Annotated in this window: 21 protein-coding genes; 19 read left to right on the top strand and 2 right to left on the bottom strand. The window is 40.6% G+C overall.

Annotated features, from left to right (window positions below):
• Window positions 1-8 precede the first annotated feature (8 nt).
• The 9 genes from CS898_RS07695 to CS898_RS07650 all read left to right on the top strand — a co-directional run bounded on the left by CS898_RS07695 (window position 9) and on the right by CS898_RS07650 (window position 10,234).
• On the top strand, window positions 9-941 hold the full coding sequence (locus tag CS898_RS07695; protein WP_009431002.1) for an NADH-quinone oxidoreductase subunit G: 933 nt from the start codon (window positions 9-11) through the stop codon (window positions 939-941).
• Window positions 941-3,643 carry a formate dehydrogenase subunit alpha gene (gene fdhF, locus CS898_RS07690; protein ID WP_268811199.1) on the top strand — a complete coding sequence of 901 codons (2,703 nt, stop codon included), beginning with the start codon at window positions 941-943 and terminating at the stop codon, window positions 3,641-3,643. The genes CS898_RS07695 and fdhF overlap by 1 nt, the downstream gene beginning before the upstream one ends.
• Complete coding sequence (locus CS898_RS07685; RefSeq protein WP_099208739.1) at window positions 3,636-4,133, top strand: ferritin-like domain-containing protein; 498 nt, start codon at window positions 3,636-3,638, stop codon at window positions 4,131-4,133. Before fdhF ends, CS898_RS07685 begins: the two co-directional genes overlap by 8 nt.
• Before the next feature lie 10 nt (window positions 4,134-4,143).
• Window positions 4,144-5,472 carry a formate dehydrogenase accessory sulfurtransferase FdhD gene (fdhD, locus tag CS898_RS07680; RefSeq protein ID WP_099208738.1) on the top strand — a complete coding sequence of 443 codons (1,329 nt, stop codon included), beginning with the start codon at window positions 4,144-4,146 and terminating at the stop codon, window positions 5,470-5,472.
• A 255-nt stretch (window positions 5,473-5,727) separates the two neighbouring features.
• Entirely contained in the window at window positions 5,728-6,240 is a 513-nt protein-coding gene (locus CS898_RS07675) for a hypothetical protein (protein ID WP_099208737.1), read from the top strand.
• Window positions 6,241-6,324: 84 nt separating this feature from the next.
• A complete protein-coding gene (locus CS898_RS07670) occupies window positions 6,325-7,035 on the top strand; it encodes a hypothetical protein (protein WP_159459144.1) in 711 nt (236 codons plus the stop codon).
• A gap of 780 nt (window positions 7,036-7,815) precedes the next feature.
• Entirely contained in the window at window positions 7,816-8,538 is a 723-nt protein-coding gene (locus CS898_RS07660) for a TraX family protein (protein ID WP_099208734.1), read from the top strand.
• A gap of 143 nt (window positions 8,539-8,681) precedes the next feature.
• Window positions 8,682-9,551, top strand: coding sequence for a DegV family protein (locus CS898_RS07655; RefSeq protein ID WP_099208733.1), 870 nt, complete (start codon window positions 8,682-8,684; stop codon window positions 9,549-9,551).
• A gap of 200 nt (window positions 9,552-9,751) precedes the next feature.
• Window positions 9,752-10,234, top strand: a complete 483-nt coding sequence (locus tag CS898_RS07650) for a PaaI family thioesterase (RefSeq protein ID WP_099208732.1) — start codon at window positions 9,752-9,754, stop codon at window positions 10,232-10,234.
• Between the two features lie 110 nt (window positions 10,235-10,344).
• Here CS898_RS07650 and CS898_RS07645 read toward each other — a convergent pair whose 3' ends face one another.
• Window positions 10,345-11,469: an aldo/keto reductase gene (locus CS898_RS07645; RefSeq protein WP_099208731.1), complete on the bottom strand. Its 1,125-nt coding sequence runs from the start codon at window positions 11,467-11,469 to the stop codon at window positions 10,345-10,347.
• A gap of 119 nt (window positions 11,470-11,588) precedes the next feature.
• Between CS898_RS07645 and CS898_RS07640 the strand changes: the two genes are divergently transcribed.
• From CS898_RS07640 to CS898_RS07625, 4 genes are all read left to right on the top strand, one after another.
• Entirely contained in the window at window positions 11,589-12,545 is a 957-nt protein-coding gene (locus CS898_RS07640) for an aromatic acid exporter family protein (RefSeq protein WP_099208730.1), read from the top strand.
• 9 nt (window positions 12,546-12,554) lie between these two features.
• A complete protein-coding gene (locus CS898_RS07635; RefSeq protein ID WP_099208729.1) occupies window positions 12,555-13,142 on the top strand; it encodes a xanthine phosphoribosyltransferase in 588 nt (195 codons plus the stop codon).
• Between the two features lie 171 nt (window positions 13,143-13,313).
• Complete coding sequence (locus tag CS898_RS07630; RefSeq protein ID WP_099208728.1) at window positions 13,314-14,630, top strand: DUF438 domain-containing protein; 1,317 nt, start codon at window positions 13,314-13,316, stop codon at window positions 14,628-14,630.
• Between the two features lie 72 nt (window positions 14,631-14,702).
• Window positions 14,703-15,002, top strand: a complete 300-nt coding sequence (locus CS898_RS07625; RefSeq protein ID WP_099208727.1) for a cupin domain-containing protein — start codon at window positions 14,703-14,705, stop codon at window positions 15,000-15,002.
• 55 nt (window positions 15,003-15,057) lie between these two features.
• On the opposite strand, the gene CS898_RS07620 is transcribed toward CS898_RS07625, so the two are convergent.
• Window positions 15,058-16,623: an NAD(P)/FAD-dependent oxidoreductase gene (locus CS898_RS07620; RefSeq protein WP_099208726.1), complete on the bottom strand. Its 1,566-nt coding sequence runs from the start codon at window positions 16,621-16,623 to the stop codon at window positions 15,058-15,060.
• 113 nt (window positions 16,624-16,736) lie between these two features.
• On the opposite strand from CS898_RS07620, the gene CS898_RS07615 reads away from it, so the two are divergent.
• The 6 genes from CS898_RS07615 (at window position 16,737) to CS898_RS07590 (ending at window position 21,585) form a co-directional block, all read left to right on the top strand.
• A complete protein-coding gene (locus CS898_RS07615; RefSeq protein WP_099208725.1) occupies window positions 16,737-17,663 on the top strand; it encodes a nucleoside hydrolase in 927 nt (308 codons plus the stop codon).
• Entirely contained in the window at window positions 17,660-18,550 is an 891-nt protein-coding gene (locus CS898_RS07610) for a ribokinase (protein ID WP_099208724.1), read from the top strand. Before CS898_RS07615 ends, CS898_RS07610 begins: the two co-directional genes overlap by 4 nt.
• Window positions 18,551-18,623: 73 nt before the next feature.
• Window positions 18,624-19,301, top strand: a complete 678-nt coding sequence (locus tag CS898_RS07605) for a TIGR00266 family protein (protein WP_099208723.1) — start codon at window positions 18,624-18,626, stop codon at window positions 19,299-19,301.
• A 2-nt stretch (window positions 19,302-19,303) separates the two neighbouring features.
• Window positions 19,304-20,002 (top strand): YoaK family protein, encoded by a 699-nt coding sequence (locus CS898_RS07600; RefSeq protein WP_200807621.1) that lies wholly within the window; start codon window positions 19,304-19,306, stop codon window positions 20,000-20,002.
• A gap of 396 nt (window positions 20,003-20,398) precedes the next feature.
• Window positions 20,399-20,767: a helix-turn-helix domain-containing protein gene (locus CS898_RS10250; RefSeq protein ID WP_306345821.1), complete on the top strand. Its 369-nt coding sequence runs from the start codon at window positions 20,399-20,401 to the stop codon at window positions 20,765-20,767.
• Window positions 20,731-21,585 carry an IS3 family transposase gene (locus tag CS898_RS07590; protein ID WP_141558234.1) on the top strand — a complete coding sequence of 285 codons (855 nt, stop codon included), beginning with the start codon at window positions 20,731-20,733 and terminating at the stop codon, window positions 21,583-21,585. Before CS898_RS10250 ends, CS898_RS07590 begins: the two co-directional genes overlap by 37 nt.
• Window positions 21,586-21,621: the final 36 nt, after the last annotated feature.

Here is a 21,621-nt window from a genome sequence, read left to right as displayed (position 1 = left end):
AGGAAGCCATGACTTTAATTAATTTGACAATTGATGGCAAGAAAATTAAAGCGCAAGAAGGTTCTAGTATTCTTGAGGCCGCAAAAAATGTAGGAATAGAAATTCCGGCCCTCTGTACAGACCCCAACTTGGAAGTTGTCGCTTCTTGCCGTCTCTGTATGGTGGAAATTGAGGGAATGCCAAAGCCTGATACAGCTTGTACAGTAAAGGTTAAAGAAGGCATGGTCGTAGAGACAAAAACACCCCGATTGGCCAAGATGCGAAAGCAACTTTTACAACTCTTGCTAGACAGTCACCCCAATGATTGCTTGACTTGTGACAAGGCTGGTCGGTGTTTGCTTCAAAAATATGCCTATGAATACAATGCTGTCTTTAGAGACCACAAGGGTAAAAAAAGAGAGTATGAAAAAGACACGACAAGTCCTTATATTTTAAAGGACGACCAAAAGTGTATCCTTTGTAGCAAGTGTGTAAGAACTTGCAATCAAATTGAAGAAAGACAAGTTTTAACCATGTCTAACAGGGGCTATCAAACAAGGGTTGCCATGGACTGGGGTAAACACTTTGATGAGTCCACCTGTGTATCCTGTAACCGCTGTGTTTCTGTCTGTCCTGTGGGAGCCTTAATTGATCGAAGGTCCATGAAAAAGGGACGTTATTGGGATACGGAAAGAAAGACCATAAAATGTGAAGTTTGTGAATATGGATGCAAGTTTGATGTGATATCCAAAAATGGAAAAAACATTGCAGTTGAAGCCAATAAACCAGATAATGGTCGTCCTCTTTGCCTAAAGGGACGGATGACGGCAGAACTCATGTATTTAGACCATCCTGAAACTCCCTATAAAAAGGAAAAAGATGGTTTTGTAGAAACTACATGGGGGCAAGTTACAGGGCTTGACCGGGCTATAGAAAAACTTGAACGTTTAAATAAGGAGTAATTATGGAAATTTATATTAATGACAAATCATACCAGGTGGATGGAGACAAGTCGCTACTGGAAGTATGTCGTGAAAATAATATAAACATTCCGACCCTTTGCTATGATGAACGCTTAAAACCCTATGGCGGATGCAGGCTATGCATTGTTGAAGTGGAAGGAATGAATGGACCTGTGACATCCTGTACCACCAAGGCCCAAGATGGAATGAGAGTCCACACCCATACGGAAAAAATTCTAAAGCAAAGAAAGCAAATTCTAGACCTATTGTATTCAAACCACCCCAAAGAATGTCTCCAATGCAATAAGTCTGGGAGGTGTAAGCTACAAAACTACTGCTATGAATATGGAGTAGAAGAGGGAACCTATAAAGGAAAGGTACAAAAACCTAGCTATGACTTAACAAGTCCCTTCTTCCAATACGACTCTAGAAAATGTATAAAATGTGGACTTTGTGTCCGGACCTGCCAAGAACTTCAGGGTGAATTTGCCATCAGCTTTAAAAAGAGGGGATTTGATAGTATTATTGGCGCTCCCTTTGATCGAGGCTTTGGTAACTCTGCCTGTGTATCTTGTGGGAACTGTGTATCAGCCTGTCCTACAGGAGCCCTTCAACCAAAAATGAAGAAAAAAGATCCCGCCTTCCGCTATTGGGAAACAAGAAAGGTTAGAACAACTTGCTCTTATTGTGGAGTAGGCTGTCAAATGGACCTGGTTATCAAGGGAAACAACGTAGTGGATGTTATCCCAGCCAAGACAGTACCCAACGATGGACTCCTTTGTGTCAAGGGAAAATTTGGCTACAAGTTTATCAACAATCCCGACCGTTTAAAGACTCCTCTTATTAAAAAAGATGGAAAATTTGTAGAAGCAAGCTGGGATGAAGCCTATGCTCTAATCAAGAAAAAATTCCATGAAAATATGGAAGAAAATGGGCCTAAAGCCTTTGCCGGTTTCTCTTCTGCAAGAACGACAAATGAAGAAAACTACCTTTTCCAAAAATTTATCCGGACCGTCTTTAAGACCAATAACGTAGACCACTGTGCAAGATTGTGCCACGCATCAACTGTTGCAGGACTGGCCAACACCCTGGGTAGTGGAGCCATGACCAACTCCATTGGAGAGGTTGAAAACACCGATGCCTTTTTTGTCATCGGATCCAACACCACAGAAACTCACCCAGTTATTGGAACAAAAATTAGAAAACGGGTTCGGGAAGGTGGAGCTAAGCTAGTGGTGGCAGACCCTAGAGAAATCCAACTTGCCAAGATGGCAGATGTCTACCTGCAAATCAAACCTGGTACAAACGTAGCCGTCATGAATGGGATGATGCATGTTATCCTAGAAGAAGGCCTCTACGACCAAGCCTATATCGATGAAAGAACCGAAGGCTTTGACCAATTAAAAGAAGTCTTGAAGAAGTATACACCAGAATATACAGCCAAGATTTGTGGCGTCAAGGCAGAAGATATTGTCAAGGCAGCAAGAATTTATGGGCAAGCAGACAAGGCTGCCATTTACTATTCCATGGGAGTTACCCAACACTCCACCGGAACAAGTGGTGTTATGTCTACTTCCAACCTGGCCATGATGACAGGCCATATTGGTAAGGAATCCTCAGGAGTTAACCCACTTCGTGGACAAAACAACGTCCAAGGAGCTTGTGATATGGGAGCCTTACCTACAGACTATACAGGTTATCAAAAGGTCTTTATTCCTGCTGTAAGAGAAAAAATGTCCAAGGCCTGGGGAACTCAAGTTCCAGATGAAAAAGGCAAGACCATTGTAGAAATCTTAAATGCAGTGGATGAAGGGGAAATTAACTTCATGTATATCATGGGAGAAAACCCCATCCTTTCAGACCCAGACCAAAACCATACTAAGAGGGCCTTAGAAAAACTGGACTTCTTGGTTGTACAAGATATCTTCTTAACAGAAACAGCTGAATATGCCGATGTTGTTTTACCGGCAGCCAGCTTTGCAGAAAAAGACGGAACCTTTACCAATACTGAACGGCGAGTTCTTAGAATTCGCAAAGCCATTGAACCTCTTGGCCAAGTCAAACCAGACTGGCAAATCATCATGGAACTGTCCAATCTCCTGGGCCATGAAGAACACTATGATAGCCCAGCCGACATCATGGACGAAATTGCCAGTGTGACACCATCCTATGGAGGCATGAGCTATGATCGTTTAGAAGGGGAAGGTCTACAATGGCCCTGTCTAAACAAGGACCATCCAGGAACAAAATATCTCCATAAAGAAGTCATGGCTAGAGGTAAAGGGCTCTTTATGCCTATAGATTATCAAGAAAGTAAGGAACTTCCTGATGAAGACTATCCACTTATTTTAACAACAGGAAGGATTCTATACCACTACCATACAAGGACTATGTCTGGAAAAGTTCCAGGCCTTAACCAAATCGTTTCCCATTCCTATATGGAAATCAATCCCAAAACAGCTGCCAGCTATGGTATTGAAGATGGGGAACTGGTAGAAGTATCCTCTAGAAGAGGAAGTATCAACACGACAGCTAGAGTGACAGACAAAATTGAACAGGGAGTTATCTTTATGCCCTTCCATTTTGTAGATGGGCCAGCAAATCGGTTGACCAATCCAGTATTGGACCCAATAGCTAAGATACCAGAACTCAAGGTTGCTGCTGTTTCTTTAAACAAGATAAAGGGGGCATGTAATGTATAATCCTGCAAGCATCATACGCTATGCAATGGAAATGGAACTTTCAGGTCATAATTTTTACAAGGAAAATGCTGAAAAAACTGAAAATCCAATGACAGAAGAAATTTTACAAAAACTGGCGAAAATTGAACTAAGCCACTATGAATATTTGAAAAAACTTTTAAAAGAATACGAAGATACAAGTGAAGTCAGTGGCAAGATCGATATGCCAAAAGAAGAAGACATCATCTTCAAAACCAGAAAGGAATCAGAAAAATTGGATGCAGCCTTGGAGCAATCCATGATTCCAGATATGAATGTTTTGAGAATGGCCTATTTGATTGAAGAAGACTTTGAACAATACTACACCAATATGGCAGAAAAAGTAGAAGATGAAAAATTAAAGGAAATCCTGCTTAAATTTGCTGGTTGGGAAAATGGCCATGCCAAACTCTTTAAGGCTCAGTACCAAAAGAGGATGGACCAATATATGAGCATGTCTTGGGGTGGTTGATAGGAGCCCTATGCTTAAATTAACCACAGCCATTATACTCACGGGGGGTATGAGCCGGAGGATGGGCTTTAGTAAGGAGACCATGAACTTTCAGGGGAGCCCCTTGATGGACCGACTCATTCGGGAATTGAGCCCTGCATTTGAAGAAATTATTGTTGTAGGGAAAAACCCCCAATTGTATAAAGATAAATCCAATGTACTCACGACCTTCGATTTAATTGAAGGTCGTGGTCCTTTAGGGGGACTCCATGCGGGCCTCCACCTATGTAAGAGCGACTTTGCCTATCTCTTGGCCTGTGATATGCCCTTTGTAAACCTGGCCTATATCGATTTTTTAAAGGGTCAATTGAAGCGAGAAATGGATGCTCTAGTTTGCAAAGAAGGAGACCAGCTTGAGCCCTTCCATGGCTTTTACAATGTTAAACTTAGAGATAGGATTGAAGAAAGTCTAGAAAAAAGAGAAAATTCCATTACTCGGTTCATAAAACAACTAGGTAATCCGGCCTATATTAGTTTGGATAAGGCTAGAGAATTTTCCCCAGACCTAAGTATTTTTACCAATATCAACACCAAGGAGCAATTAATGGCACTAGAAAATAAAGATCCCTTTCAAGAAAGCTACACCCTAAAAATTCATCGGGTGAAAGAGGGAAATAGGACTGAAGTTTTGGACAAGGTGATTAATGAATGTCCCTTGAAACTTTTTGTAAATGGGCAAGAAGTAGCCAATTTTTACGCAAGTCCCAAGTCCATCCAATACCTGATGATTGGCCACCTCTATTTGCAGGGCTATATCGAAGGCTATGAGGACATTGAAAACCTAGAAATCAACAAGGAAAAATCTGCTGTCTATGTTCAAATAGATCCAGAGCTTTTGGAAAAGAGAAAAGGGAAATCCAAAGAAGGCCATGGCCTAAAGGTTCTGGAAAGCAATGAGCTGAGGATTCCAGGAGACCTTACCTGCCGTCTATCTTTAGATTTTGAAAAAATGTCCACTCTTTTTGCAGATACTGGAGCGGCCCATTCCTGTGGTCTGATTCATGAAGGAAAATTTATCATTTATGAAGAAGACGTAGGAAGAAATAATTGTATAGACAAGATTATCGGAAGAATTTTGAAGGACAAAATTGACTTGTCGGATAAAATTTTGATGACCTCTTGTCGAATTTCAGCTGAAATTATGTCCAAGGCCATAAAAATTGGGTTACCGGCCATTGTATCTGTGGCTGCAGTAACCAACCTAGCAGTGGACCTGGCAAAAGAATACAATGTAACCCTCCTGGGCTTTACCCGAGGGAACCGGTTTAATATCTATACAAATCCAGATAGGGTGGACTAGGGAGCTTTCTAATTGATAGGAGCTCCCTATCTTATTAAGAATGTTAAAAATTTTATAGGGGAAAGACTATAAAAGCGAGCCAAAGCTTAAAGTAAGATATCTTAGTCTTGGAGAAGAGGTTATAATTATGGCTCTTGATAGAGCTATTAGGTGTAGAAAAGATATGAGTGAGCCTGTTTATGCGGATAGAGGACTTCTATTATCTTGAAAATATAGTATAATATAGTTAGCAAATAAGAAGATGGAGGTTAAGCAATGAAAAGGTTTTTTGAAGTAGGCTTGATTTTTATACTAATATTTTTATTGTCAGGTTGTGGGAGTTCATCAAGTAAATCTCCAAAATTGAAAAACCCAGAAGCAAAATATGTAGGCGATTACGAAAATGATGGACTTTACTCTAAAATCTTGGAAATAGAAAGTTGTACTGACCCAGATAAGTTAGCTGACATTCTAAGCAATATTTATCAATCAAAATTTATATATGAGAAGTTGGAATATGATAATAAAGAAGATAGACTCTATTTTAAAGATTCGCAGACGGAAGTGCTCGCAGGTATAGATGCTTATTATAAGAAGCGTGAATATATAATGGCTAAACCAACTGTATATCTTTTTTTTCAAGAATTTGATGATGGACAAGGCCCTATAACATCTGATACTCCAACTTTTATTATGGATAAATATGGTTCTTATCTAGTTGAAGAAGACAAATATGAATATTCTATTAGTGAATTAGATGGTGAAGAAAAACTATATATTACAGCTTGATCTACATTAGATTTATATATGTGCGAAAGATCTTATATCGAAGATGACCCAAATAAAGACATATATTCCAGTTGGACTAAAGCCATGAGCTTTTTTCTTGAATTTGAATACTTAACAACTGACTATTTACAAGGAATAGGAGTGCATGTAAAAGATGAGATTACAGGCGAAACTCCATCAAGTGAACAAAATTTAACTGATGATACTCAATCTGATGAAAATTCAAATGGGGAAATGGAAAATACATTTGGAGTAAAGGCTGATGGTTATTTTGAAGAACCTGATATTAATGAGCTTGAAATTATTAAAGAAGTAGATAGCTGCACTGATCCGGATGAATTTTGCAACATTCTTTTTAAAATATATAATTGTGAATTTAGATATGATGTTTTAAGTTGGGATTACAATTACAAGCACTTAAAAAGCGATAATTCTGGCTCTTATTATAATGTGAAGATATTCTATACTCAGCGTCCTAAATTTGCACATAGAGATATGATATCAGATAAAGCATATTTATTTTATAGAGCTTTCTATGTAGAGGGAGAGGATGAACCTCGTTTTTCAAAACATCCTTTGTTTATAATGGATAATAAGGGGACTTATATTATTTTTGAAGATAATGTAATAGGCTGGTCTCCACTAGAGTTGTATGCAGGGTATAATGGTTTGTTTAGAGATATGTATCCACAAGAGATTCAAATGTATAAAGATTTAATTAGAGGTTTTAAAAATACTGTGGAAGTTACAGAATTTTTTGATAAAGTTAGAAAATATACGGAAACGTACGATTAAAATTATCTAAAATTTATAGTAAAACAATTTATCGAGTTAATAATATAGATGTATTCATACTATAATTAATAAATAACCATGATTACTGGAGATTAGAAATGAAATATTTTAATTTGTGGAGATTACAAACAAATACAGATAATATGTCAGACCATAGTGCCTCAAATTATTGTATTAATAGCGATGGGTTGGAGTCTAAATGATAAACATTTAGATGGAATAGAGGATATAAAAAATAAGCTCGTTCTTGAAAGGCGACATATTTCTCAAGGCACGGGAGATGAAAGTTTTGAGAAATATGTCAACTTTGTTAATAAACAAATAATAATAAATTAATAGATTTTAGCATCTACATTTGTAGGTGCTATTTTTATACCTACTTTGAGGAGGTGGCACTATGAATATTTCAAATTTAATATTTAAGTCGAGAGACAAACCTAAAGACGGGGAGAGGATATTTTCATCGTCTTTCTATACCTTTTAATAATTATAATAAGAAGGCATACAAAATTCTTATAAAACTGTTAGGCAATCCACGCATTAAATTATATCTATATAGGTAAAGTTTGGATACATGACCTACCAACGATTTGAGCTTGGCTCTCATGGGGGTAGGTCTTATACAACCAATTGCCCAAATTTTCAATTTGGCTGCAATTGTCTGCGAACCTTCCTCAATTCAGCCTTCGCTTTGCTCGGCTTCATTGGGATAGGTCATTATAGACATGTGGATGATTATCTTGTAAAATAAGAAGCCTATTATTATTTAAGGAGGAGTATATGGAAAATCTTAAAGTGACTAGGCCTTGGCGGTGTTTAAATGGGGCTCAACTAAAGTACCTGGCTTTTGCATCCATGTTTATTGACCATATGAATAATTCGGTTATTACGCCTTATTTAAAGGGAGAGGGGTTTCTTCTTTATCTCAGCAACTTTTTCAGCATCCTGGGTCGGATTGCCTTTCCTATTTTTTTCTTCTTTCTAGTGGAAGGTTTTTTTCAAACCCATTCTCGTAAGGGCTACTTGAAAAATCTTTTACTTTTTGGGCTTATTTCAGAAGTTCCTTTTGATCTTTTTACCTCCAAGGTCTTTTTTGACCCCTATTGGAATAATATTTTCTTTTCTTTAGCCATGGCCTTGGCCACGATTTGGATGGTGGATTGGCTTAAGGGAAGGTTGATGGGACGGGCCAAATTTCTTTGGTATCTTGCTTCCTTGCCAATTCTCTTAGGTATGGGGGTCCTATCCATGTACTTGAGTTTGGACTATGACTACCACGCTATCTTGGTGGCCTACTTTTTTTATCTCTTTCGAGACCGGCCCTGGTGGGGGTCTATCCTGGGTTATTTGTCTATTCTTAAGGAGCTTTGGTCCTTTCTGGGATTTGGTCTGGTCCTAACCTATAATGGACAAAGGGGCAAGCAAAATAAGTGGTTCAACTACGCCTTTTATCCTGGTCACCTCTTATTTTTTGCTCTTTTACGCTTTGTCCTGGGGGTCTAAAAAGGTCCATAGTCATAGAAAAATTTTCAGATTGGTAAAATAAAAATAAATATCAAAATATTGTTTCCGTTTGCCACTAAGACCTTTTTTGTCTAGGCTGGCTATAGTATAATAAAGGGACAAATAAAAAAAGGGGATATTAAATGAACCATTATTACATTGTAAGTGACTCCTGCCTGGACTTTTCTCCTGAAGAAATCAAGGCCAAGGAGGTCAGCTTGGTGCCTATAAATACTGTAATGAACGATATTGAATATGGACTAAACCGAGAACAAATTTCTCTGGAGGATTTTTTTCAAAAAATCAAAGAGGGGGAAAGACCAACAACTGTGGCAGCCAACCCTTCAGACTACCAGGATTTTTTTGAAAAGCTTTTAAAAGAGGGAAAGGATTTTTTGTACATTGCTTTTTCTTCAGGTCTATCTTCCTCCTATGCCAATGCCAGGTTGGCTATTAATGACTTACAAAAGGCCTATCCGGACCGAAAAATTGGTCTTGTGGATAGCCGGTCTGCGGCCACTATTCAAAGTTTAGTCTTGGATATGGCCTTGAGCCAACAAGCCAAGGGCAAGACCATGGACCAAGTCATTGCATATTTAGAAGAGAATATTCCCTATACCAAGGTAGAATTTATTATTGACGATTTATTTCACTTGGAAAGAGGAGGGCGAATTTCCAAGACCAAGGCAATTTTTGGAACAGCTCTAAGAGTGGTCCCTATCCTATCTATGGACCAGGAAGGGAAGCTCTACCTATCCAATAGTGTTCGGGGGCGGAAAAAAGCCGTCCGGATCCTTCTTTCTAATTTGAAAGAAAACATGGATTCCTCTATATATGATGAGGTCTATGTTTCCTATTCCTCCTCCAGAGAAGAGGCCCTTTCTTTGAAAGAAGCCATAGAAGAACTGGGGATATCCAAGGTCCACGTATATGAGATGAGCCTAACCATTGCCGCCCATACAGGACCAGGCTGCTTGATTTTGGCCTATGGGTCCAAAAAGAAAAGAGACTAGGATTCAAACCATAAGAAAAGCATTGGTCTTTTTAGGAGCCAATGCTTTTTGTAGTTCTTAATCATTTTTAGGCCTAGTATCCTTGAAATTTACTATGACTTATTCTTGGATGATTGAAGAATAAAAGTGGATAAATGGGGTATTTTATCAAGGAAAGAAAGTTTATGGAAGGATTAAAATAGAAGAAAGGATAGAGAAGCATGGAAGAAAAGAAAAGAATTGCTATTCAAGAATGCTATGGAGACCGATTTCAACACTGCTGGGGATGTGGCCTACAGAACCAAGAGGGGCTCCATCTCCATTCCTATCCCAGTCAAGATGGAGAGGCCTGCCTTTGTCGGGTTAAGGTTCCAAAACAATATACCGGTGGGGTACCGGACAAGCTTTTTGGTGGAATGATTGCGACGATTTTTGACTGTCATGGGACGGCTTCGGCTGCCTGGTTTAACCACCATAAGAAGGGCTTGGAATTAACAGAAGATACGGTTATTGGTCGCTATATTACGGCTCGACTTGAAGTGGACTATTTAAAACCTGTGCCCATGGACCAGGAAATTCAAGTAAGGGCAAAATTGAAAGATTTGGGAGACAGAAAGGCCATTATCCAGATGGAAATGGAAGTAGAGGGTCAAGTTCGAGCCCGCGCTCGGATGGTAGCTGTTGGAGTTAAGGATAATATGTAACTCAGAGTCTGAAAATTTACTTTTGATCTGGGACTATATTTAAACCGTTTGGAAGAGGGATAAAAAAACCGTGCTCTAGAAAATTAACCTTTCTAGAGCACGGTTTTTTCTTATTTAAAATAGGAGTCCACCTTCTTTAAGAGGTCAATAATCTCTAAATGTTGAGGACAAATCTTTTCACAGGCACCACAAGCAATACAGTCCTGGGGACTGGAGTTGTTTTGCTTGGTGGATTGATATTTCTTTTTAGGATCCAGTCCCAGGTCCAGGTGGTCTCGGTTGTAGAGACTGAAATAGGTTGGGATGGGAATTTTTTTAGGACACTCATTAAGACAGTATTCACATTCAGTACAGCCAATTAAGCTTGCTTCCTTGAGATGGTTGGCTTCTTGGATTAAAAAGTCCTGGTCTTCCTGAGACAGGGGTTGGAAGTTTTTCATGGTGGCCATATTATCTTTTAATTGGTCCAAGTTGGACATGCCGGACAGGACCATAAAGACCCCATCTAAACTGGCTGCAAAGCGAATGGCCCAAGAGGCGGTTGAAGCATGAGGGTCTTTTGCTTGTAACTTTTTGGTCATGGACTGAGGAAGATGGGAGAGGGTTCCACCCTTTACTGGTTCCATGATGATGATTTCTTTGTCATAGGCTCGGGCCATTTGGTAAATTTTTTGGGATTGAATGCTTTCATGGGTCCAATCCAGGTAGTTGATTTGCAGTTGGACAAAGTCCATAGCTGGGTAGGCCTTGAGCATTTCTTCTAGGGCATCTACGGTATCGTGGAAGGAAAAACCAATCTGCTTAATCAGGCCCTGGTCTTTTTTTTCTTGGATAAATTCATAGGCCTTGTAGGTTTTGGCCACATCAAATTTTTTCCGGTCTAAGGAATGGAGGAGGTAGTAGTCAAAATAGCTAGCTCCAGTTTTTTCCAACTGACGGTTGAAGTAGGATTCTAAGTCTTGGCGAAGCTCTTCTGGAGATTTCTTTCCAGGATTCAGCAGGGCAATGGGCATCTTGTCAGCCAAGACATAGGAGTCTCTAGGATGGCGGTCCACCAAGGCTTTGCCAATGGCCAACTCAGATTGTTCTTTGTGGTAGAACCAAGCGGTATCAAAGTAGCTGAAGCCTTGGTCCAAAAAGGCATCCACCATAGCCTCCAGGGCCTTGATGTCAATTTGGTCTGTTTTATTGTCAAGAACGGGCAGCCGCATAAGGCCAAAACCTAATTTTTTCATGAAATCCTCCTTTAGTTAGTTCAAGCTTTTTCTTATTATACCATGATTTTTTATAAATTCCCCAGAAGAATGGTCTTGTGATATAATAATTAAAAAGAAAAAGGAGAATGGACACGGCAATGAGCAAAACGGTTATGGTTCGAACGTTAAAAACAGCCTTTGCGTCACTTTTTTCAATCCTAATTGCTGAAGAATTAGGCTTGGACTATGCAGCTGCAGCTGGAATTATTGCAATTTTAAATGTCTTTGAAACCAGGTGGGCTACCGTAGAGGGGGGATTGAAAAGAACCCTTTCCGCTATTTTAGCTTTAGCCATTGGAAGCTTATGTTTCGAAAGTTTTGGCTATAATACCTGGGTTTTTGGTCTCTATCTTTTGCTTTTTGTCCCCTTGTCCTTTTTTCTCAAGGTAGAATTGGGCTTGGGGCCCTCCAGTGTTTTGGTGACCCACCTGATGGCCTTTGGAACAGTGACTCCTTCCATTATCCTGAATGAAATGGCCCTGGTCTTTATAGGAACAGGTTTTGCTATGGCTACGAATTTTTATGCTCCTAGCAAGCAAAAAAAGTTAGAAGAATTAATAGGCCAAGTGGATGAAAAGATGAAAGACATTCTGAATCTTTTCTCCCGGGCCCTAACAGAGGACTTAGACGTTCAACTTTATACCGACCTGTTTAAAGACCTGGACCAAGACCTAGAAGAAGCCATTCGTCTAGCCGTGATAGAGGATGAAAATATGATTCAAGATTCTTCTATGCAACTCTATGACCTTCATTTAAGAGAAAGAGAAGCCAACCTATTAAAGATCATTTATGAAGATTTGGCTAGCATTCCTCCCTCCTATGTAGAAGGGATCCACATGTCGGAGATGCTCCGGACTACCTCCACCCAGCTGACAGAGAAGGGGGCCATGATGGAAGTGAAAAGACGGATGAACTATTTGAAAGACCATATAGAAGTTTTAGACCTACCCAAGACCCATGAAGAATTTAAAATTCGGGCGGCGGTTTATCACGCCTTCCGGGCCCTGGACCAACTGGTGGAAATAAGTAATTATATTGTAAATAAACCTGTGTAAGAGGTGACTATGTCTTATTTAGAAGAAAGAATTCTTAAGGATGGAGTTATTTTTCCCAACAATGTCTTAAAAATTGATTCCTTTTTAAACCAACAAATTGACCCGAAAGTCATGCGAGAAATTGTCCAAGAAATTTATGAATACTATAAGGATGAAAAAATTACCAAGGTTTTAACCATTGAAGCATCGGGGATAGCCCCAGCTATTATGGTGGCAGCCCAATTTGATGTTCCCATGCTCTTTGCAAAAAAAGCCAAGGCTGCAACCCTACAAAAAGACCAGGTTTATGAAACAAAGGTCTATTCCTATACCAAGGGGACCACATCCAATGTTGTGGTATCCAAACAGTACCTGCAAGAGGACGATCGAGTCTTGATTATTGATGACTTTTTAGCCAATGGAGAGGCAGCCTTGGGGCTAATGGACTTGGTGGACCAGGCAGGAGCCCAAGTGGTGGGACTGGGAATTTGTGTAGAAAAATCCTTTCAAAAGGGACGAAAACGACTGGATGATGCTGGCGTAAAAGTCTACTCTATGGTCCGTATAGCAGAAATTAATAGTGACCGGCAGGAAATAATCTTTGCCCCAGGACATTAAAATTTGAAAAACAGTCTAGAGACTAGGTGAAAGTAGCCGGTTCAGGAGGAACCGGTTATTTTTTTATGTTGGAAAAATTTTAAAGATTTTTATAAAAAGAGTAACAAATATTACTGATTGTTATTATCGAATGCCTTATAATAAGTTTAGAAGATAAGAAGGAGGTAAATTATGAAAATTGATATAAGTAGACCTGTGTATGACCTTGTCAAAGATAATCCAAAATTAAAAGAGACCTTAATTGACCTGGGCTTTAAGGGACTGGACAACCCCATCATGGTTCAAACCATGGCTAAGAAAATTTCAATAAAGCGTGGGGCAAGGATGATGGGCATTGAAGGCCTGGTGGAAAAATTAGAAAAAGAGGGTTATGAAGTCTATGACTCCTCTCAAACACCGGAAGCTCAAAAGAGGAAGGACCTGATAAAATCCTATATTGAAAGGCTGTCCCAAGGGGAAGACCTGGAAGGGGTTCGGGAGGATTTTGTCAAAAATTTTAAGGGGGTTTCTTCCTCTGAAATTATGGATGTGGAAGAAGACTTGTTGAATTCTGGGGCGGAGAAGGAGCAGGTGAGAAAGCTTTGTGACATTCATTCTGCCCTTTTTCACGGAATGACGGAAAATGAAAATAAAAAGGACAAGTATGAAGGCCAAGCCTTTCTATCATACATGAATCAGGAGAATGATAAGATTAAGGACCTTGTGGAAGCTGCCAGGTCAAGGGACGATTTTACTTTGGACTTGGGAAAAATAACCTCTCATTATAAGAAAAAGGGGGACTTGATCTACCCTCTCTTAAAAGTAAAATACAACAAACCGGGTCCTTCGGATGTGATGTGGGCTGTGGATGTAGAAATTATTAAAAGTTTAAAAAGAGCTCAGAAGGAAAAGAATGAGAAGCTCTGGCAGGAAGCCTTACAGCGGGCAGATGAAATGACCTATAAAGAAGAAAATATCCTCTACCCTCTAGTGAAGGAAAATCTTACAGGGGATGACCTGGACTTGGTCTATCAAGATCTTAAAGACTACGACCACAACTTGGTTGCCTATGAGGAAAGAAGGACAGGTTCCAGCAAGGGAACGGAAGATGGCTATATCCACTTTAAAAAGGGGAAGTTAAGATTGGACCAGTTGGAAGCTCTTTTGGACACCCTGGAGATTGAGTTGACCTTTGTGGATGAAAATGACCTAAATGCCTACTACAACAATCCCAAGGAGGCGAAAGTCTTTAAGAGGCCTACAAGCTCCCTGGGCAGACCTGTTTACTCCTGCCATCCCCCTCAAATTGAACCCATGGTAAGGGGGATCATTCAAGACTTTAAAGATGGGGAAAAAGACTCTTTTAAGTTGATGAAAAAAATGGGAGAAAAAATCATGGCCATTTCTTATTATGCAGTGAGGAATGAGGAGGGAGAGTATAAGGGAGTCCTGGAGACGGTTCAAGATTTGACTTATTACAAGGACCTTCTGGGAAAAGAGGAAAGATAAGGTCTACTTTCACTCCCCACAAAAGTTTTTAGCTAGTTTATGTAAAGGTAATTTATCACAGGGGGGGGTAAGATGAAAATTTTTAAGCTTTTAAAAAATCTTACATTTTCTCAAGAGGAGGAAGTGAACCAAGATATTTATGAGGATGAGGCCCTTAGAGTTCTTCGGACAATGTCCCTGAACCAGACAACAGACTTTATGGTTCAAGACCAGGATGAGTTTGTGGTCTTGATGAAGGGAAAGGCATCCATAGAAACAAGTAATGACTTGGTCGAGATGGAAGAAGGAGACTTTCTTTTTATCAAAAAGGGAATCAGGCATAGGGTCCTTGACCAGGATAGGGCGGTTTGGTTTTGCGGATTTATAAAATAAGAAAAATGACCCCAAGGAGGGGTCATTTGCATATAAATCCACATAAAGTAAGGGACTAGTCTTTTTTATCCTGGGAGTCTTGACAAGCCAAAAGTTGAAGGGCGCACTTTAAACCGTCCAGGGCCGAGGAGACAATTCCACCGGCATAGCCAGCCCCTTCTCCAATGGGGTGGAGATTATCAAATTCAAGGCTATGGTAGTCCTTCCTTAGGAGGCGGACTGGAGAAGAGGTCCTGGTTTCCACTCCAGTTAAAAGGGCATCAGGATGGGCGAAGCCTTTTAATTTTTTGTCAAAGGCTAAAAGGGCCTCCTTAATTCCCTCATTGATTTTTTCGGGATAGACCAGGTTGAGATCAGCAAAGTGGGTTTGGGGTTGGTAGCTAGCTTGGATTTTTCCAAAAGACTGGCTGGGGCGACCCAGGAAGAAGTCCTCTAGGCGCTGAACAGGGGCAGTAAACTGACCACCACCTAGTTGGTAGGCTTTTTCTTCGATTTTTCTTTGGAAGTCCAAGCCGGCCAAGGCACCAGGTCCAAAAAACTCTTGATCAATGGCCATGACGATGGCTGAGTTGGAGTTTGTGGCCATCCGGTCATGGTAGCTCATGCCGTTGACGCAAAGACGGTTTTCTTCACTGGAGGCCGGAACGACATAACCTCCTGGACACATACAAAAGCTGTAGACAGATAGGTTTTTTTCTCGGTTAAAATAATTGAGCTGGTAGGAAGCTTGGGGAAGAAGGGGGTCTTGGATCTTGTATTGGGCCAGGTTGATATCTTGACGCAAGTGCTCAATACGAAAGCCCACAGCAAAGGGCTTTTGTTCCAGGCTGATGTAGTTGTCCAGGAGAGAAAAAGTGTCTCGGGCGGAATTTCCCAGGGCCAGGATATAATGGTCGGCCTGGTAATTAGCCTTATCAGTTTTGATGGCTTGGATTTTCCCATCTTCAAGGACCAGGTCGGTAAATTTTTCTTGGAAGTGAAAGGTCCCTCCAAGACTTTCAATTTTTTTTCGCATCCGAACAATGACAGCCCGTAAGATATCGGTGCCGATATGGGGCATTTGCTCATAGAGAATGTCTTCCGGGGCTCCGTTTTCAACAAAAATTTTAAATACCTCTCGAGACCTTTTATCCTTGGACCGGCTGGTGAGTTTGCCGTCGGAAAAAGTTCCAGCCCCGCCCTCGCCAAATTGGATATTGGATTGGGGGTTGAGACTTCCATGGTCCATCATGGCTTGGACAGACCGGACCCGGTCTTGGATTTTTTCTCCCTGGTCAATAAGATGGACTTGGACTCCGGCCTGGCTTAGGATGTAACCTGCAAAAAGTCCGGCGGGACCTGTGCCTACAATGACGACTTTTTTAATCCTGGTCTTATTTTCTAAGACCAGGTCTTGGGGCTGGTAGGCCTGGATGCGGTTTTTCAAAGACCGGAGGGTTTTCTTATTTAGGTCTTTTTTTACTAGGACTTGGTAGACATAAAAGACCCCCTTGCGGGCATCTAAAGATTTTTTATAAAGTTCAAAGGGGACATCCTTACCCCTTAATAGACGGTCTACTTCCCTTTGGAGGTCCTGGTTGGACGCCTGGTAGGGAAGTTTGATGTTTTTTAAAATATACATAGTTTCCTCTCTCTCTTTGTTCCTTATTTTATCAAATTATTTATCTTTATCCTAGAGAAAAACCCCAAGGACGAAAAATTTTAGCTATAATAGATAGAGAAAAGGAGGCCCTGATGACAAAATTTATTATTGATACAGATCCTGGAGTGGACGATGCCATTGCCCTAGTCCTGGCTCGGCAAGAGGCTTATCCTATTTTGGGATTAAGCCTAGTGGCGGGAAATGTTCACTTGGAAACAGCCAAGACCAATGTCTTTCGCCTGGCTAAGTTTTTAGGGAGAAAACTTCCTATCTATTTAGGGAGCCCGGGTCCCATAACAAGGCCCTTAGAAACAGCAGGGGAAATTCATGGTCAAGATGGTTTGGGAGAAAGTAACTTGCCCTATGAGGACTATCCTGTATCGGGAGAAGCGGTGGACTTTTTAATTCGGTCTGCCCAAGAAGAGGAGGACTTGTGTATCTTTGCCCTGGGGCCCCTGACCAATCTTGCCCTGGCTCTGAGGAAAAATCCACAAGCCTTTGAAGGAAGCCGGCTCATCATTATGGGAGGAGCCTATCAGGTCAAGGGAAATACCAGCGATCTGGCGGAATTTAACTTTTATGTAGACCCGGAGGCTGCAGATGAAGTGCTAAGGAATTTTCCAGGGGACTTGGACCTGGTCCCTCTGGACCTGACAAGCCAATGTATTTTTTCTAAGAGGGAGATTGCTAAAATTGCTAGGGCCAATCCGGCCATGGGGAACTTCTTAGAGTCGATTACCAGGCTTTACATGGAGGCCTATGCCAGGGAAGAAGGGATTGAGGGATGCTATATCAATGATCCCATGACCCTCTTGGTCTATGAAAGACCAGATCTTTTTTCTTATGAAAGACTAGCCTTTAGGGTGTCTTGCCAGGAGGAAAGCCGGGGACAGCTCCTTAGAAGAAAAGATCAGGGAGCCAAGACCTTAAGGATTTATTATAAGCTAAAAGAAAAAGAAATCTTGGACTATCTAGTAGAGGCCATGTCCAGGAAGTCGGACCAAGGAGGGAATCAATGAAGATTTTAGTATTGGCTAGTCTACACATGGATCAAAATTATATCTTGGAGGCCTTTCCCAAGCCGGGGCAAACAGTCTTGGCCAAGGAAGCCTACCTATCCCGAGGAGGAAAAGGACAAAACCAAGCTGTGGCCATTTGTCGTTGTGGTGGCCATGTAGGCGTTTTTGGCGCTGTGGGTAGGGATGAAAATGGGACCCTGCTAGAGAAGGCCCTGGAAGAAGACGGAGTGGACATCCGCTATTTAATGAAAAAAGACTGTCCCACAGGTAGGGCTTCAATCTACATCCAAGAAGATGGAGAAAATACGATTGTGGTTTATCCGGGAGCGGATTTTGCCATGACCCTGGAAGATTTAGAAGGTTTGGACCAGGCCTTAGAGGGGGTCCAAGCCCTGGTTCTACAATTGGAGCTGCCTTTGAATTTAGTTTATAGGGCCTTGGAAGTAGCTAAGAAAAAAGGGGTATTGACCTTTTTAAATCCGGCTCCAGCAGTAGTGGATTTTGATCAAAAATACCTGACCTATGTAGATTTTTTAATCCCCAATGAAGGAGAGCTATCCGACCTCCTTGGGAGGAAGGTTCCTTCCGATCAAGTGGAGGAAGCTGCTCGAGAGCTTTTAAATAAGGGGGTGGGCCAGGTCCTGGTGACCCTGGGGAGTCGGGGATCTCTTTTGGTTCATGCCGACGGAAGCTTTTACCAAGAGGCCCACAAGGTCAAGGCCGTGGACACAACAGGGGCGGGAGATGCCTATATCGGAGCCTTTGTCAAAAAGTATTTGGAAAAGAAGGACATCAAAAAGGCCATGGCTTTTGCCACAAGCTATGCAGCCAGGGTCGTGGAGGCTTATGGAGCCTTGGATTCTTTTCCCCTTGCGGAAGATGATTAAATTTGTCTAGCAAAAGTTTTTAAAGAAAGAATCCCATGGTATAATAAAATAAAAATCAGTAAAGGAGGAGTCTATGAAATATTATATTGAAGGAGATAACTTACCCGTTGTCCGTTTTGAATTAGAAGAAGGAGAAGGACTAATAAGCCAGGCTGGAGGTCGAGCCTGGATGAAGGGAGACATTAAAACCGAAACTATTTCCGGGGGCGGAGTGGGAAAAATGTTGGGGCGGATGTTTTCCGGCGAAAGCTTATTTTTAAGCTCCTACAAGGCGAAAAGTCCTTCTGAGATTGTCTTTGCATCAGATTTCCCCGGGTCTATCTATGCCTTTGACCTGGCAGAGGGACAAAGTATTATTGCCCAAAAAAAGGCCTTCTTATGTGCCGACCAAGGGGTGGACTTGTCCATTTATTTTAGAAAAAAATTGGGAACGGGTCTCTTTGGTGGGGAAGGTTTTATCATGCAAAAAATTACTGGACCAGGAAAGGTCTTTTTAGAAATTGATGGCCACTGTCAAGAATATATTTTAAATGTGGGAGAAAAACTTGTCATGGACACAGGGAGCTTGGCTATGATGGATTCTACTTGTGAAATGTCCATAGAACAAGTGGAAGGGATGAAGAACATCCTCTTTGGTGGAGAGGGACTTTTTAATACGGTAGTGGAAGGTCCTGGTAAGGTTCTTGTCCAATCCATGCCTATTCAAAAATTGGCACGAAATATTGCTCCCTACCTTCCCATGAAGGGCTAATTGTGACTTGGAAGAAAAAAACCTCCTTTGATGGGCAGATGTCCGAGGCCTTTGTTACGGCGATTTTCCTGTCCCTATCTGGGGGTCTCCAAGATGTCTATACCTATTTGGCCCGGGACCATGTCTTTGCCAACGCCCAAACAGGAAATATTGTCCTTTTGAGCGTCAACCTTATGGAAAAAAACTGGCCCATCGTCTTGGAATACTTGGTTCCCCTAATCTTTTTTGCCCTGGGGGTGGCCATAAGTGAGTTGATCCACACCCAGCACAAGGAGGACCAAAGAGTCCATTGGCGGCAAAGAGTTCTAGTTGTGGAAATGGTTCTTTTATTTATTGTGGGATTTTTACCAGCTGAGTTAAACCTCTTGGCCAATGCCCTAGTGTCCTTTTCCTGTGCCATGCAGGTCCAGGCTTTTCGTAAAATTAAGGGAGCGAACTATGCCTCCACCATGTGTATCGGAAATTTACGCAGTGGCATGGAAGCCCTATGCCACTTTATTTTAAAGGGTAAGCCAAGAAAAGGAGTCTTGGCTTGGCGGTATTTTGCAGTCATTTTTTCTTTTGCTCTGGGAGCGGCCCTGGGGTCTTCCCTAATTCCCTATTTTGGAATGAAGACCATTTGGATTTCTTGTCTACTTTTGTCTTTGAGTTTTAGTCTAATGTTTTTTCAAGGGCAAGAAGAGAGGAAAGAGAAGAAATAAAATCAACCCATTTTGATATGTACCCTCTTTACTGGACAAACCAGTAAGGAGGGTATTTTTGTGAAATATAGCTATGAATTCAAAAAAGAGTGCATACAGTTGTATAGGCAAGGGAAATGGCCTGATACACCTGATGGGACCAAAGAAGAAAACCTTCATGCTTCCATTAGAAAATGGTTTAGATTAGAAGAACTTCATGGCCCAGAANGCTATGAATTCAAAAAAGAGTGCATACAGTTGTATAGGCAAGGGAAATGGCCTGATACACCTGATGGGACCAAAGAAGAAAACCTTCATGCTTCCATTAGAAAATGGTTTAGATTAGAAGAACTTCATGGCCCAGAAATTTTAAACCATGGAAATAATATCCACTGGACACCAGATGAAAAATTAGAAATGGTGTCGAAAGTGCTGGCTGGAAATTCAATAAAGGCAACTGCAATCGAAAATGGAATAAATGAAGGACAACTTTATTCATGGCTTAACAAGTATAAAAAGGATGGATATAATGGTCTTGTGAATAAAAAGAAAGGCCGTAAATCTAAAAATACAACCATGAAAAAGAAAAATATCCATAAACCAAAAGAACTGAATGAATCCGAAAGAGAAGAACTCATAAGACTTAGAGCAGAAAATGAATATATGAAGGCTGAGAATGAAATAATAAAAAAAGAGATCGCCTTGAGAGAAGAACGTTACGCTGCGCAACTCAAGGCGAAAAAGCAGCGATTGTCAAAGAACTCAAAGAAAAAGGATACAGACTAAAGGATCTTTTAAGAGCCATTGATTTGCCGAGGTCAACATACTACTTTGAACTAAATAAAGTGGATAAAATAAAAGTTAAGAATCGTCCGATTGCAGATAAAATAGCCCAAATCTTTCACCTACACAAAGGAAGATATGGAGTGCGAAGAGTCTATATGGAGTTAATAAATCAAGGCTATGTCATAAACCATAAAAAAGTACAAAGGATTATGCACGAACGAAAACTTTTTGGAAAGGGCTCTAAAGAAAAATACCACTCCTATCAGGGGAAAATAGGTAAAGTAGCAGATAATCTAATCAATAGAGACTTCAAAGCAGATAGACCTTTACAAAAATGGACCACGGATGTCTCTGAATTTAAATTTTCTTGGGGTAAATGCTACATCTCTCCAATACTTGATATGTATACCAATGAGATTATCTCCTACGACTTATCCTTAAGTCCTAATTTAAAACAAATATCTACTATGTTAAGAAGAGCATTTAGAAAATTTCCAAAACTAAAGAACTTAATACTACATTCAGATCAAGGTTGGCAATACCAACATAAATATTATGTCAATGAGCTTAAAAAACATGGGATAAAGCAATCCATGTCAAGAAAAGGGAATTGCTATGATAACTCCATTATGGAGACATTCTTTGGAAGGCTAAAAAATGAAATGTATTATGGTTATGAAAAGAGCTATCGCTCTTTTGACGAATTTTCGAGAGCAATAGAGGAGTATATAGATTATTACAATAACGAAAGAATTCAATCAAAAACAAAATGGATGCCACCTACAAAGTATAGGTTAGCATCCACTACAACGAATTAATTAAATATTGTGTCCAGTTTTATGGGTACACATCAT

The organism is Urinicoccus timonensis (genome assembly GCF_900232945.1).
In the GTDB taxonomy this organism is placed as follows: Bacteria; Bacillota; Clostridia; order Tissierellales; family Peptoniphilaceae; genus Urinicoccus; species Urinicoccus timonensis.
The sequence above is the reverse complement of the archived record's forward strand: the minus strand, read 5'-3'. Positions and strand labels throughout refer to the sequence as shown.

Bases quoted from the DNA above. Each gene is read 5' to 3' on its own strand.
- CS898_RS07695 (WP_009431002.1), top strand. From the start codon at position 9: ATGACTTTAATTAATTTGACAATTGATGGCAAGAAAATTAAAGCGCAA.
- CS898_RS07685 (WP_099208739.1), top strand. From the start codon at position 3,636: ATGTATAATCCTGCAAGCATCATACGCTATGCAATGGAAATGGAACTT.
- fdhD (WP_099208738.1), top strand. From the start codon at position 4,144: ATGCTTAAATTAACCACAGCCATTATACTCACGGGGGGTATGAGCCGG.
- CS898_RS07675 (WP_099208737.1), top strand. From the start codon at position 5,728: ATGAAAAGGTTTTTTGAAGTAGGCTTGATTTTTATACTAATATTTTTA.
- CS898_RS07670 (WP_159459144.1), top strand. From the start codon at position 6,325: ATGAGCTTTTTTCTTGAATTTGAATACTTAACAACTGACTATTTACAA.
- CS898_RS07660 (WP_099208734.1), top strand. From the start codon at position 7,816: ATGGAAAATCTTAAAGTGACTAGGCCTTGGCGGTGTTTAAATGGGGCT.
- CS898_RS07655 (WP_099208733.1), top strand. From the start codon at position 8,682: ATGAACCATTATTACATTGTAAGTGACTCCTGCCTGGACTTTTCTCCT.
- CS898_RS07650 (WP_099208732.1), top strand. From the start codon at position 9,752: ATGGAAGAAAAGAAAAGAATTGCTATTCAAGAATGCTATGGAGACCGA.
- CS898_RS07645 (WP_099208731.1), bottom strand. From the start codon at position 11,469: ATGAAAAAATTAGGTTTTGGCCTTATGCGGCTGCCCGTTCTTGACAAT.
- CS898_RS07640 (WP_099208730.1), top strand. From the start codon at position 11,589: ATGAGCAAAACGGTTATGGTTCGAACGTTAAAAACAGCCTTTGCGTCA.
- CS898_RS07635 (WP_099208729.1), top strand. From the start codon at position 12,555: ATGTCTTATTTAGAAGAAAGAATTCTTAAGGATGGAGTTATTTTTCCC.
- CS898_RS07630 (WP_099208728.1), top strand. From the start codon at position 13,314: ATGAAAATTGATATAAGTAGACCTGTGTATGACCTTGTCAAAGATAAT.
- CS898_RS07625 (WP_099208727.1), top strand. From the start codon at position 14,703: ATGAAAATTTTTAAGCTTTTAAAAAATCTTACATTTTCTCAAGAGGAG.
- CS898_RS07620 (WP_099208726.1), bottom strand. From the start codon at position 16,623: ATGTATATTTTAAAAAACATCAAACTTCCCTACCAGGCGTCCAACCAG.
- CS898_RS07615 (WP_099208725.1), top strand. From the start codon at position 16,737: ATGACAAAATTTATTATTGATACAGATCCTGGAGTGGACGATGCCATT.
- CS898_RS07610 (WP_099208724.1), top strand. From the start codon at position 17,660: ATGAAGATTTTAGTATTGGCTAGTCTACACATGGATCAAAATTATATC.
- CS898_RS07605 (WP_099208723.1), top strand. From the start codon at position 18,624: ATGAAATATTATATTGAAGGAGATAACTTACCCGTTGTCCGTTTTGAA.
- CS898_RS10250 (WP_306345821.1), top strand. From the start codon at position 20,399: ATGGTGTCGAAAGTGCTGGCTGGAAATTCAATAAAGGCAACTGCAATC.